We start from the raw sequence: 13691 nt of genomic DNA, 5'->3' as shown, positions 1-13691 counted from the left end.
TGTGAACAGGTAAGATGGGTGAGTAAAGCATTTAAAATTTGGCCTACTAAAAGCAGCTTAATCTTTAGTTGAGCTGTATAAATTGTAAGAGGAATGACATGGGCACAGTACAAATCCCCGAATATAAAACAGATCCATTTTTTGGTTTGGAAGACAAATGGATTGAAACAGCAGCAGGCGAGCTTACTCATTATCATGAGCTTGGAGAAGGTACTCCAATTTTATTTTTACATGGTTCGGGTACTGGTGTTTCAGCAGCAGCAAACTGGTGGTTGAACTTACCACAAATTGCTGAGCAGGCACGCTGTATTGCGATTGATTCGATTGGTTATGGACAAACTGTTGTTGCAGAAGGGACTGCTTACGGTATCCGTGCATGGGTAGATCATGCAGTCCGTGTATTAGATGCTTTAGGAATTGAAAAAACCTGGTTAGTAGGTAATTCTTTAGGTGGTTGGTTAGCATTCCAGTTTATATTGGATTACCCAGAGCGTGTACTGGGTATTGTATCAATGGGAACGGGTGGTGCTAAGCAGACGGCAGCACTTAAAGCACATGCTAATCCTGAATTGACAGAAGCTGGTATCCGTAAAACTTTAGAAATGTTTGTGGTTGATAAGTCTTTAGTCACAGATGAATTGGTTAAAGTTCGTTTTGACTCAGCAAAAAATGACTACGCATCAGATCGATTGATGGATGTTGTTGGTGCACGAGACCGTGACCGCTTTGAATTCCCGCTTGATTTTGAAAAGATGAAAGAGATTCAAGTTCCTGTACTACTCATTCATGGTGTGCAAGATGTAGTTATTCCTGTATCTCGTACATGGGATATTTTAAATATTGTACCTTATGCTGATGCACATATTTTTAGTCAATGTGGTCATTGGTCACAAGTTGAAAGAGCACAAGAATTTAACCAGATTATTAAACAATATTTAGCAGTACACGATGTTAAATAAAATATAAAAAATACAGGAAGGATAAATTATTATTCTTCCTGTATTTAAATTAAAAAATTTGGTTTTTTGCTGAGCCCTGTCATTTTATCTTAGACTTTTGTATTAAATAAGATAAGTTAGATCTGGTTAATATTTAAGTAAAAAACTTTACTTAATAAATCCATGAATTCTTTAACCCCAGAAGATTCTGCGTCTTTGCGATAGCTTACAAATAAATCTAAAAAAGGTAGATCGACATCAACAGGTCTAGTGACAATATTATTTAAAGTAAGCGGCTCTATATAGCTAGGCAAGATCCCGCAACCTAATCCCATTCCTATTGAATTAATATTAAATAAAATATTATGAGCAGTTTGCACAATATTAAATTTAATTTTATGAAGTTCAGCAAAATTAAGAATTGTATTATGTAAAATCGACGACTGTTCTGACGATGGAATAATAAAATCAATATTATTTAAAAGCTTCACTGGAATACGCTCGTACTGAGCAAGTGGGTGATCTCGGGGAAGCAATAGCATTAGAGGTTCACGTAATACAAACTGACTCTGAATTTCATCGTTATTTAAGTTATCTCTCATAAAGGCAATGTCAATTTCACCTTTCTTTAAGGCTTCCATTTGTTCAGTATTATTCATGCTCCGTAATTCAATTTTTAAGTTTGGATTTTGTATGCGTAAACTCGGAAGAACACACGGGAAAACTTTCATTTCTACTACTGGAACAAAACCAATGGTCAGTTGTTGTTTTTTAAATTTTGAAACTTGACGAGCCATTGAAATTGCTTTGTCCGCCTGAGCTAAAGTCAGACGGGCTTGTTCAAGAAATACACTACCTTCTTCAGTGAGTTCAACTTTACGTTTAGTGCGATGTAGTAATGTAACGCCAACCTCATCCTCAAGGTCTTTAATTTGTTGACTTAATGATGGTTGAGCTGTGTAGAGGCGAAGTGCAGCTTTACTAAAGTTGAGTTCTTCAGCCACCATTACAAAGTAGCGTAAATGACGTAATTCCATATCAGTTGTGATCCCAAAATCCTATTATTAACGTTGGATAGTTAATAAAATATGCTAAATGCTTGAAAACCATAAATCCGTTTATAAAACCACTGATCAGTATCAGTCGAACTTAATTTTAATATTTAAAATCTATAATGAATAATTCATAAAAAGTCTAATTTGAAACAAATAAAATATTTCACTTAAAACAGTTAAAAAATCATTATCCATTCAAATTGAATTTTATGTTGTGCGTTTTTGGCGGCAGCAGGAGTGCTTCTCATGAATGGAAAAATTGAAGTGTGTGAAATCGATGCTTTAGTCGATGCACAAAATGGACGTATCTCGCCAACTATCTATACAGATCCACAATTATACGAACTAGAGTTAGAGCGTGTTTTTGGACGTTGTTGGTTATTTCTTTGTCACGAAAGCCAGATTCCAAAATCAGGTGACTTTTTCAATACGTATATGGGTGAGGACCCAATTATTGTTACACGTCAAAAAGACGGTTCTATTAAAGCATTATTAAATCAATGTCGTCACCGTTCTATGCGGGTTAGCTATGCTGACTGTGGTAATACGCGTGCGTTTACCTGCCCATATCATGGCTGGTCCTATGGCATTGACGGTTCTCTTAAAGATATTCCATTGGAAGGTATCGCTTTTCCACATGGGGCTTGTAAAGAACAATGGGGATTGCAAGAAGTTCCACGTGTTGCTAGCTACAAAGGTTTGGTTTTTGGATGTTGGGCTGATGACACACCTGAATTACTTGATTATATGGGTGATATTGCTTGGTATCTCGATGCAATGATTGACCGCCGTGAAGGTGGCTCGGAAGTCATTGGTGGTATTCATAAATGGGAAATTAACTGCAACTGGAAATTTGCAGCAGAACAGTTTGCTTCTGATCAATACCACGCGCCGTACTCGCATGCCTCTGCAGTACAAGTTTTAGGTGGTAAACCAAATGATGATGCTTCTAAAGCATTAGGAACAGCACAAACGGCACGTCCAGTTTGGGAAACAGCAGAAAGCTGTGTGCAATATGGGCAACGTGGCCATGGTTCAGGTTTCTTCCTGACTGAAAAACCAGATGCCAATTTCTGGGTTGATGGTCAAGTAGCAGATTATTTCCGTGAAACCTATGAAGAAACAAAAGAGCGTTTGGGCGACACTCGTGCTTTGCGTTTGGCAGGCCATAACACCATGTTCCCAACTTTGTCTTGGTTGAATGGTATGACGACGATGCGTATCTGGCATCCACGTGGACCAGATAAAACTGAAGTTTGGGCATTCTGTATCACGGACAAAGCAGCACCGCAGCACATCAAAGAAGCGATGGAGTTGAATGCTTGTCGAGCATTTGGCCCAGCTGGTTTTGCTGAAGCAGACGATGGTGAAAACTGGATTGAGATCCAGAAAGTGTTACGTGGTTATAAAGCGCGAAAAAGCAAACTCATTATGGAAATGGGTCTTGGCAATGAAAAATACCGTGAAGATGGTATTCCAGGTATTACTAACCATGTTTTTTCTGAAACAGCTGCACGTGGCATGTATCGTCATTGGGCAAACCTGTTGATGCATGAAAAATGGGAAGACGTACAACGGGCAGATGAGGTTTATGAGCAAGAGCTTTTGAAAAAAGCGGCTAAAAAGGATGAGAAGGAGCTTGTGAAATGAACCAGATCATTGACTCATTAAAACCACAGCCAGTATGGCGTTCTATTGGATTGGAACTTCACCACGACATTAGTCAGTTTCTATATGCAGAAGCACAGTTGTTAGATGACTGGAAATTCCGTGATTGGTTGGACATCTTAAGCGAAGATATTTTATATACGCTCAAAACGACGACAAATGCGCAAACACGTGATCGTCGTAAATGTATTGCACCACCATCAACATGGATTTATCACGACGACAAATTTGTATTAGAGCGTCGCGTAGCAAAATTAGAAACAGGAATGTCGTGGTCCGAAGAACCGCCATCACGTACTCGTCACTTGATTACTAATATTCGGGTCGAAGCAACTGCACAAGCAAATGAATATCAAGTTTTTAGTAATTATTTGCTTTATCGCTCGCAAAAAGAAAAAGACGTATTGACCTATGTTGGTAAACGAGTTGATCTGATTCGAAAAGATGATAGCAGTAGTTTAGGTTGGAAAATTGCTAAACGCGATATCACCCTCGATCAAGCGACTTTGATTTCTCACAATATTACGGTGTTTTTCTAATGAATAAGATTTTCGTTTGTCAGATTGATGAGTTGGATGAAGGCGAAGCGCTGAAAGTAGATTGTAATGTAGGTGATATTGCTGCACTTGCAGTGTTCAATTTCAATGGTGAGTTTTTTGCCATGAATGATAAATGCAGTCATGGTAATGCTTCTATGTCAGAAGGCTACCTAGAGGATGATGGCACGGTTGAATGTCCACTTCATGCATCACGTTTTTGTTTGAAAACTGGCGTACCACAATGTGTACCAGCAACTGATCCGATTCAGACATTCTCTGTCGTGATTGAAGATGGTGCACTTTATGTCGAAATGGCAGGAGCGTAATGATGGGCTGGCTAGAGGGTGAAGTTGCACTAATTACTGGTGGTGGTTCGGGACTAGGGCTTGCGTTGGTTGAGCGCTTTTTACAAGAGGGTGCGCATGTTGGTGTGTTGCAACGGTCTCAATCAAAAATAGATGAATTGATTGCACGCTATGGTGACAAAATTGTGGCGATTAATGGAGATGTGGCTAATTTTCAGGATAACGTTCGCGCTGTGCAGGCTACAGTAGAACGTTTTGGGAAACTGGACTGTTTTATTGGTAACGCTGGTATTTGGGATCATTATGCCGACATCGTTAACATGAGTGGCGAACAGTTAGATAAAGCCTTTGATGAAATCATGAGTATTAACACGAAGGGTTATTTGCTTGGTGCAAAAGCAGCTTTAGATGAGTTACTCAAAACTGAAGGTTCGATGATTTTTACCTTATCTAACTCAGCATTTTATTCATCTGGTGGTGGTCCAATTTATACCGCATCAAAACATGCTGGTGTAGGTTTAGTGCGTGAACTGGCCTATGAGCTGGCACCGAAAGTGCGTGTGAATGCAGTTGCTCCATCAGGCATGAATGTCAATGTGAAAGGTGCCGCATCCCTTGGGCAGGAAAATCTAGGATTACTTGATGCACGCGATCCCCAAAAAATTGGGCAGGGTATGCCATTGAGATTCTTACCAGAACCAGAAGACATGACTGGTTCTTATGTATTGCTCGCATCACGTCAAAATAACCGACCATTATCCGGTGTTTTCATTAATGCTGACTGTGGTTTAGGCATTCGTGGCTTACGCCAAGCGAACGCTGGTTTTTTTGATGCTTAATTTTAATCCGATATTAATGGACTAATAAGACAGCTAAAAACTGTCTTATTTCGGAGCTAATCATGACTGTTAAACTTATTTGTGCTTCTCATAGCCCGCTAATGGAATTTGCATCTCCGGCAGAAAAACAACAAGAACAAACGGTGCGTCATACTTTTGAAAAACTGGCAGCAGAGGTCAAAGCATACGACCCCACTTTAATTATTGCTTTTGGGCCCGATCATTTTAACGGCTTCTTTTATGACCTGATGCCGAGTTTCTGCGTGGGGGTACGTGCGACGGCGGCAGGTGATTGGAATTATGGTCCGGGTGAGCTTAATGTGCCAGAAAACAAAGCATTGGGTTTAATTCGACGTGTACTTGATGAAGGTGTGGATGTTGCATATTCATATCGTATGCAAGCGGATCATGGCGTAACCCAACCGCTGCATTTTTTATGTGATGGTCAACTTAATCGTTACCCAACTATTCCAATATTTATTAATGGTGCTGCTGCGCCAATGCCTACGACAAAACGAACGATTGCTTTAGGACGAGCGGTTGGGGCTTTCATCAACTCAATTAATCTAGAAAATGAACGTATATTGATTTTGGGCACAGGTGGACTTTCACACGATCCACCCACTCCTCAAATGGGCTCTGCACCACCAGAGGTTGAAGAGTTTCTCATTGCCGGACGTAACCCAACTGTTGAAGCTCGTAATACACGTCAGGCCAAAATCATTTCAGTGGGACAGCGTTTGGCAGCAGGTGACAAGAGCGTATCTGTTCCACTTAATCCAGAGTGGGACGAACAGTTATTGGAAAAATTCAAAAATGCAGACTTTGCTGCGCTTGAAAATATGACTGAAGATGAAATTCGCCGTGAAGGTGGGCGTGGTGGGCAAGAAGTTCGTACATGGATGGCTGCTTTTGCGGCATTAGAAGCTGTTGGCGATTATGAGATGACCTTACATTGCTATGAACCTATCAGTGAATGGATTGCTGGTTTTGGCATTGTATCTGCCGAGCTGAAATAAAGGATAAAACGATGAATATTCAAACTATTGTCATCATCGGTGCTGGACAGGCCGGTGCAAGTGCTATTCTGGAACTACGTAATAACAAATACGACGGTAAAATCATTTTGATTGGAGATGAATCACATCTGCCTTATGAGCGTCCCCCTTTATCTAAAGATATGATTTTAAGGCCTGAACAGACCAAAATTGAAATTCTATCACAACAAAAATTGAAAGATTTAGGTGTTGAGACCATTCAAGGCAATGCAGTTGTACGCATTGAGCCTGAACAATATCAAGTGATTTTGAAAAATGGTGAAAGTATTCACTATGACAAGTTATTACTCGCGACAGGTGGGGCTCCTCGTCGTCTTCCAATTTTAGATGCAGTCGGTAAACATGTTTATACCCTGCGGAATTTGGAGGATTCACAAGCCTTGGTTCCAGTCTTTCAAGCAGGGAAGCGCATTTTGCTTGTAGGCGGTGGGGTTATTGGTCTTGAATTAGCTTCAAGTGCTCGTTTTAAAGATTGTCAGGTGACCTTAATTGAACAAAGTCCAATGATTATGGGACGTTCACCAGCAATTATTAGCCAATTTTTACTTGATGAACACCGTAATCGAGGGGTTGATATTCACTTAAATGTGCAAATTGCCAATGTCACCTTACGTGGAGAAGAGATAGTTGTAATATTGGAAAGTGGTGAAGAGCTGATCGCCGACGCTGTTGTATATGGCATTGGGATTGTACCGAATGCTCAATTGGCCATAGATGCTGGTTTAGACGTCGATTTTGCCATTAAAGTGAATGAAAACTGCCAAACTTCGAATCCAGATATTTATGCTGCTGGTGATGTAGCAACTCAGTTGCGTGCAGATGGTAATTATGCCCGTATTGAAACTTGGGAAAATGCCAATAATCAAGCAGGCACTTTTGCTCGTCATGTCATGGGATTAGCGCAACCTAAATCTAATCCATCATGGTTCTGGACAGATCAATATGATATTAATTTTCAATTCGTTGGCGATATGTCTGCAAAAGAATGGCATATACGAGGCAATATGAATCCGCAAGAAGACAAAAATGTTGGATTCACCTTATTTGGGTTAGACCAAGGTATCGTTGTAGCAGGTATTGCTGTTAATCAAGCTAAAGATGTTAGGCATTTAAAAAAATTGGTTTCTAGTTCTAGCGCCTTTGATAAAGAAAAGTTGCTAGATGTGGCTATTGAATTACGCAAATTAATTTAATTAGGGTTGTTATACTAAAAGCTTATTTAATATTGAAAATAAAAACCGTCATGATTATATGGCGGTTTTTTTTATGGTTAATCATAAATATTTTACAAGAGTGGATGTTATTAATACTTAATTTTAACTACATTATAATTTTTAGCTATTAATAGATTTTATTTTTGTTGAGTGATTAATATGTTTTTTGGATTTTAAATTTTATTTTTTAAATTTAAGCAATTGAAATGTATGCTTATTTTAATTTTATTATAGGTTGTTTCTATAAGACTAAAGTATTTAAGTGAAATGTAGTAAATGTTTTTTAATTTTTTTATGAAATTATAGAACTTAAGGCTAATTTAGAAATAAAAGCAGTTAAGAAATGATGGTGAATGATTTTTTAAACTAGTAGAAAAGGATTTTTCTATGGACCGTGCAGGAAATAAGCACTCTATTATTACGATCGTCATTTGTTTTTTAATTGCTGTGATTGAAGGGATTGATATTCAGGCAGCAGGTATCGCAGCTGTAGGTATTCGAGAATCTTTTGGTCTGGATAGCTCTCAACTCGGTATTTTTTTTAGTGTCGGAATATTGGGGTTATTACCCGGTGCATTAATTGGTGGGCGTTATGCAGACCGCATTGGTCGTAAGATGGTGTTAATCGGGGCTGTCGCTATTTTTGCAGTATTTACCCTTTGCACCGTTTGGGTAAATAGTTTCTATATGTTGCTGTTGGTACGTTTTTTAGCAGGAACTGGATTAGGGGCTGCAATGCCAAATTTAATTGCTCTAGTTTCAGAAGCTGTTTCTAGCGAAAATCGTGGGCGTGCTGTAGGTTTGATGTATTGTGGTATGCCAATAGGAGCCATATTGGTGTCATTACTGGCAGCCTACGATGTAAGTGGACATTGGCAAACAATTTTTTACGTTGGTGGAATCGTTCCTCTTCTTGTACTTCCACTTATGATCAAATTTTTACCGGAGTCACGGGAGTTTTTACAAACTAGATTTCAGGATAAATCTATTACACGCATAGAAAGCTCTTTTAAAAATCTATTTAGAAATAACTATGCAGGGCAGACACTATTACTTTGGGCAAGCTATTTTTTTACCTTGATGGTTGTATACATCATGTTGAGTTGGTTGCCATCTCTCTTTATGGAGTTAGGATTCTCTCGTCAACAGGGTAGTTTAGCTCAAGTCTTTTTCCAAATGGGCGCTGCACTAGGTACGGTTGTTTTGGGTATTTTGATTGATCGCTGGAATAAAGCTTATGTCATTATATTGATGTACATAGGTATTTTAGCTGGTTTATTTAGTTTAAATGGAGCCGGTAGTCTTACTGCGATGTATGCAGCCGCAGCATTAATGGGAACATTTACAATTGGTGGGCAAGGTGTTTTATATGCATTTGGTAGCATTGTGTATCCAACTGAGATTCGCGCAACTGGTGTAGGGAGTGCCGCAGCGGTTGGGCGTATTGGTGCAATGTTAGGACCTGCGATTGCTGGACAATTACTCGCGATGGGAAGCGGTGCTACAGGCGTAATTTCTGCTGCCATCCCTGGAATTATCATTTCAGCATTACTGATGCTTTTGGTGATTCGCAAATTACATCAGGCCCAATAATTTGAATACCACAATGAAAAAAGCTCATATTTAGGAGCTTTTTTCATATTTGGCATTATTTGAGTGAAATTTCAAATTTGATCATCCGAATGTTTTAGTAAGTTCATAACTATATCGAGCATATGAGTCGAATTACGGTTTTACTAATCATCTATATTGAGTAAGAAAAATGTATTCAGTTACCAAGGAAAAGCTTTGTAATCGTTCATTTATTCTGTGTGTATTGAACAATCTTTTTTTATTCATTTATTACTATGCATTACTCACAATATTGCCACTTTATATTTTAAAAGAATTATCCGGTTCAATCAGTCAGGCTGGTTTGGCGTTAACCTTATTTTTGGTTTCATCTATTATCACTCGTCCTTTTTCTGGCTTAATTATTGATCGGTTAGGTAAAAAATATGCCTTACGAGGTTCGGCATTATTATTTGCACTTCTGGCATTAAGTTATCTATGGGCAAATCAGTTATGGCTTTTATTGCTTATTCGTTGTGTGCATGGGATCTGGTTTAGCATTTTGACGACAGTAATAGTGCCTATAGTGAATGATTTTATACCTGAGCATAGAAAGGGCGAGGGTATGGGATATTTCGTAATGTCTACGAATCTGGCTGTTGTTTTTGGACCAATGATCGCATTAGCTACGATACGTTACACCAGTTTTTATAATTTATTTGCCTTTTTAGCATTCATTGTTTGTTTAGGTTTAATTTTTTGTTTTCTTATTCCCGTTTCTTCCTTAAAAGATAAGGAGATCATCTCTGCAAAGCGGAGTATTACATTTGACGATATCTTTGAAAAAAGGGTGATCTCTATCGGCGTTATTGCTTTATTTACTGCAATGGCTTATTCAAGCATTATGAGCTTTATTAGTGTCTATAGTGAAACAAAAGGCTTATTAGCTGCGACCAGCATATTTTTTATTATCTTTGCAATATCAATGATTATAGTACGCCCTTGGGTAGGTTACTCTTATGATAAAAGAGGGGCCAATTCCGTGGTTTACCCTTCATTTATCCTTTTTTCAATAGGCTTATTTTTAGTTAGTTGGATGCAAACACAGTGGGGCTATTGGTTGGCGGCGGTACTCATAGGAATGGGATACGGATCCCTTTTCCCTATTTTTCAAACTATGGCAATACAATCGGTTGAGAAAAAGAGAATAGGGCATGCTGTTTCAACCTTTTTTACTTTATTTGATTTCGGAATGGCCATTGGTTCAGTTTTGGTAGGATTAATTATTGCCCAAATAGGCTATGAAAAAACTTACCAGTTGTGTGCACTCCTTACGATAATTACTTTATTTTTATATCGTTGGATATGTAATAAAGATGGAAAGACAATAATTAGGATATGACATGGAATTACGTCACTTACGCTACTTTGTTGCGGTTGCTGAAGAGCTGAATTTTACTAAGGCAGCAATGCGTATGCATACAGTGCAACCTTCTCTTAGCCAGCAGATTAAAGATTTAGAAGAAGAGGTAGGGGTTCAGCTTTTTATACGAAGTAAGCGAAAAGTTGAACTGACCAAAGCAGGAGAAGTCTTTTTTAAAGAAGTTCTAATCATTTTAGAACATACAGAGAAAGCAATTAGTTTGGCTCAACAAACTGCTAAAGTTGAACAAGAACAATTAAATATTGGTTTTGTTCCAGCGGCAGAAATGAAAATCTTCCCCTATATCATGCCCAATATAAGAGCACATTTCCCAGAATTAACAATTGATTTTCATAGCCTTACGGATGATGAACAACTAGTAGCGCTTAGAAAAGGCGAAATAGATATCGCTTTTACTCGCTATGGAACTGATTCAGATGAACTGGTTTCGATTCAGGTATTTCAAGAGCCACTTACCTTAATTATTCCCAGAAATTCGCCAGAGGCTCAGCAGGAACGCATTAGTATAAAAAGTTTTGAACAACATGATTTTGTGATTTGCAATGAAGAGTCATCGCCAGAACTTTATCGAATTATTCATAACTTCTTTAAAAAAACTAAGCTTAACGTTGCTGTTGTACAGCACTCAACTAATATCTTACTTAACGTTAATTTAGTCGGAATTGAAATTGGTTGGAGCTTGGTACCACAGTATGTGATTCCTCTATTAGGAGATAAAATTATAGTTAAAAAGACTATAGAACCATTGCCGATGATAGGTTTATATGTTTCTTATCGAAAAGATCATGTTAATAAAGCTATAGATTTGATTTTAGATGTACTTAAAAAACAATTTTATCTGGACTTTAGTTAATATAAAAAAGCCATTCAAAAGAATGGCTTAAAAAACTTTAGTTAATTAAATGCATTTTTTCAAAAAGTTCTTCACTTATACTATTCACTGTTTGGGGAATAGCAAGACCTGCTATAAAACGGTCAGGTCGTAATATCACCATAGATTGATTTGTTTGACCGAACCAAGTGCGGATTTCACTATCTGCATCACCGATTGTAATGAAATCTGCATTAGAAGTTTGATTGGGTGCATCTAATTGCACGTTAGGGACGACTTGAATAAATTTTATACCTAACTTAATCCATTTTTTCATAATATTGGGTGAGATGCCCCAAGTTGGATTGACTCCCCAAGCGAGAATGGCAAATTTATTTCCAATGACATCATCTAATAAAATTTTGTCTTTATTTCCAAACTGGACATGAGGCTGTATGAACATCTTTCCAACAGGTGTATTTTTTCCTGAAAATGGCGCCAATATTCCCTCATTATATTTTGGCATTGGCTTGAAACGCATTTCTAGTAAATAGCGTTTTATGGGTTGTATGTAGTTCAATACATAAGAAATACTATCGCGAACAACACCTTGCCATTTTTTCGGTGGGGCAAGTACATGACCCGCTAGTACGGATAAATTAATCATTGCTTGCGCGTGGTCTTTCCTTTCTAGTTGATAGCTATCAAGAATTTCAGGGCTTGCCACTTTTTTAATGACCAAAGCCATTTTCCAAGCAAGGTTAAATGCATCACGCATACCACTATTGTAACCTTGGCCCTGCCACACAGGCATAATATGTGCAGCATCGCCTGCCAATAAAATACGGTCTACGCGGAAACGATCTGCAATACGTGCATTATGTGTATATACACGTTGGCGTATGACTTCAATATTATCGGTATGAGGTAAAACTTTTCCTAATAGACGATTGATATTCTCAGGTTTACTAAGTTCTTCTTGGGTCTCTCCCGGCATTACCATAAATTCAAAACGTCGGATGCCATGTGGTAATGCTGCTGATACGTAAGGACGAACTGGATCACAGCATAAATATACATGAGGGGTAGCTAATGGATCGTTTGCAAGATCAATAACAATCCATTGGTTAGGCGCTGTTTTTCCTTCAAAATTAATATTGAGATTACGACGTACAAATGAATTTCCGCCGTCACAAGCAATAAGGTACTGTGCTTGAATAATTTCTTGTTTTTTGTCTTTTGTAGTGAGGTTTAAAGTTACGTGATCTTTGTCTTGAGTAAAACTATTTAAGTGGCGTGAAAAAAATACCTGTGTTGTTGGGTATAAAGTTAAACCTTCGAGTAAAACACGGTCAACTTGAGGTTGGATAAATGCATTACGACGTGGCCAACCAAATTCGCGAGTCATCGGTTGGATATCTGCAAAGCAACGTCCTTTGGGAGTTAAAAATCGCATTGCATGATTTGGGGTGGTATGCGGTAAAACTTGTTTAATTAATCCTAAAGATTGGATTGTTCTTAATGATTCATCATCAATACCAATGGCTCTTGGATAATCAATAAGTTGATCTAATTGTTCAATAACAGTAACTTGTACACCTTGCTTACTTAAGTAATTTGCAATTGTTAATCCAACAGGTCCTGCCCCTAAAATTGCAACTTCCGTGGTGTGATGTTGAGTTTGATTCACAGTAAATATCCCTTACTATCAAGTTTTCTTATTAATATCAAAATTGAAAGAAGGTTGAATTTAATCAATAGTTTAATAAGTGAATTTTTAAAAGGAGGATGTATATTTAATTTTTCTTAATATTTTGTATTTAAAAGAGTTTTTATATTCTTGCAATAGTTTTTTTAAATCCAATCATTGTTTTAAATTATAATGGAATAGTTTTTTAGATCTAAAAATTTATAAGTGGATTTAAGAGTACTTGATCAATTCAATTTACATTAAGCGTTTAGTTTAATGAAACAAGTAAATGAATAGTAAAGAAACAGATTGTTTTTTAAGAATCTACTGAAAACAGTGCTAGTTGCTACACTGTCTTCAGCAAAAGTTATTACTACTCTACTTTATGAATCTTTCTTGATGGATCACGCTTGGAAAAATCAAATTTCTGAAAATCAGGATCTTGGGGAATTTCAAGATCAAATTTTTTCAATTCGGCAACTTCTACTATTAAATTGTCTCCCTCAAACGCTAAGAGATGTCCACCTTGTTTCTGGTCTTGAGATAAAAAGTGGAAATGATAACCTCCAATATTAATAC

13 protein-coding genes are annotated in these 13691 nt (G+C 37.7%); 10 read left to right on the top strand and 3 right to left on the bottom strand.

The window, feature by feature from the left end; all coding sequences use genetic code 11:
• Positions 1-98: 98 nt before the first annotated feature.
• A complete protein-coding gene (locus tag RMB03_RS04310) occupies positions 99-959 on the top strand; it encodes an alpha/beta fold hydrolase (protein ID WP_005046825.1) in 861 nt (286 codons plus the stop codon).
• A 116-nt stretch (positions 960-1075) separates the two neighbouring features.
• Here RMB03_RS04310 and hcaR read toward each other — a convergent pair whose 3' ends face one another.
• On the bottom strand, positions 1076-1975 hold the full coding sequence (gene hcaR, locus RMB03_RS04305; protein WP_209830871.1) for a DNA-binding transcriptional regulator HcaR: 900 nt from the start codon (positions 1973-1975) through the stop codon (positions 1076-1078).
• 264 nt (positions 1976-2239) lie between these two features.
• On the opposite strand from hcaR, the gene hcaE reads away from it, so the two are divergent.
• From hcaE to RMB03_RS04260, 9 genes are all read left to right on the top strand, one after another.
• Entirely contained in the window at positions 2240-3643 is a 1404-nt protein-coding gene (gene hcaE, locus RMB03_RS04300) for a 3-phenylpropionate/cinnamic acid dioxygenase subunit alpha (RefSeq protein WP_311074165.1), read from the top strand.
• Positions 3640-4200 (top strand): 3-phenylpropionate/cinnamic acid dioxygenase subunit beta, encoded by a 561-nt coding sequence (gene hcaF / locus RMB03_RS04295; RefSeq protein ID WP_045125554.1) that lies wholly within the window; start codon positions 3640-3642, stop codon positions 4198-4200. Before hcaE ends, hcaF begins: the two co-directional genes overlap by 4 nt.
• Complete coding sequence (gene hcaC / locus RMB03_RS04290; protein ID WP_005046830.1) at positions 4200-4526, top strand: 3-phenylpropionate/cinnamic acid dioxygenase ferredoxin subunit; 327 nt, start codon at positions 4200-4202, stop codon at positions 4524-4526. The genes hcaF and hcaC overlap by 1 nt, the downstream gene beginning before the upstream one ends.
• Before the next feature lie 2 nt (positions 4527-4528).
• On the top strand, positions 4529-5344 hold the full coding sequence (hcaB, locus tag RMB03_RS04285) for a 3-phenylpropionate-dihydrodiol/cinnamic acid-dihydrodiol dehydrogenase (protein WP_198079222.1): 816 nt from the start codon (positions 4529-4531) through the stop codon (positions 5342-5344).
• Between the two features lie 62 nt (positions 5345-5406).
• Positions 5407-6363 (top strand): 3-carboxyethylcatechol 2,3-dioxygenase, encoded by a 957-nt coding sequence (locus RMB03_RS04280; protein ID WP_311074164.1) that lies wholly within the window; start codon positions 5407-5409, stop codon positions 6361-6363.
• A gap of 11 nt (positions 6364-6374) precedes the next feature.
• Positions 6375-7595 carry a 3-phenylpropionate/cinnamic acid dioxygenase ferredoxin--NAD(+) reductase subunit gene (gene hcaD, locus RMB03_RS04275; protein WP_311074162.1) on the top strand — a complete coding sequence of 407 codons (1221 nt, stop codon included), beginning with the start codon at positions 6375-6377 and terminating at the stop codon, positions 7593-7595.
• 408 nt (positions 7596-8003) lie between these two features.
• Entirely contained in the window at positions 8004-9209 is a 1206-nt protein-coding gene (gene mhpT, locus RMB03_RS04270) for a 3-(3-hydroxy-phenyl)propionate transporter MhpT (protein WP_311074160.1), read from the top strand.
• Positions 9210-9378: 169 nt separating this feature from the next.
• Positions 9379-10569, top strand: coding sequence for an MFS transporter (locus RMB03_RS04265; RefSeq protein WP_311074158.1), 1191 nt, complete (start codon positions 9379-9381; stop codon positions 10567-10569).
• A gap of 1 nt (position 10570) precedes the next feature.
• A complete protein-coding gene (locus RMB03_RS04260) occupies positions 10571-11464 on the top strand; it encodes a LysR substrate-binding domain-containing protein (protein ID WP_311074156.1) in 894 nt (297 codons plus the stop codon).
• 37 nt (positions 11465-11501) lie between these two features.
• Here the strand turns inward: RMB03_RS04260 and RMB03_RS04255 are convergent, their stop codons facing one another.
• Complete coding sequence (locus RMB03_RS04255) at positions 11502-13112, bottom strand: bifunctional 3-(3-hydroxy-phenyl)propionate/3-hydroxycinnamic acid hydroxylase (RefSeq protein WP_311074154.1); 1611 nt, start codon at positions 13110-13112, stop codon at positions 11502-11504.
• A 373-nt stretch (positions 13113-13485) separates the two neighbouring features.
• Positions 13486-13691, bottom strand: a 206-nt coding sequence (locus RMB03_RS04250; protein WP_311074152.1) for an acetolactate decarboxylase, incomplete at its 5' end; no start/stop codon positions are given.

Origin of the sequence: Acinetobacter sp. V91_7 (genome assembly GCF_031799075.1) — a bacterium.
Taxonomy (GTDB): Bacteria; Pseudomonadota; Gammaproteobacteria; order Pseudomonadales; family Moraxellaceae; genus Acinetobacter; species Acinetobacter calcoaceticus.
The sequence above is the reverse complement of the archived record's forward strand: the minus strand, read 5'-3'. Positions and strand labels throughout refer to the sequence as shown.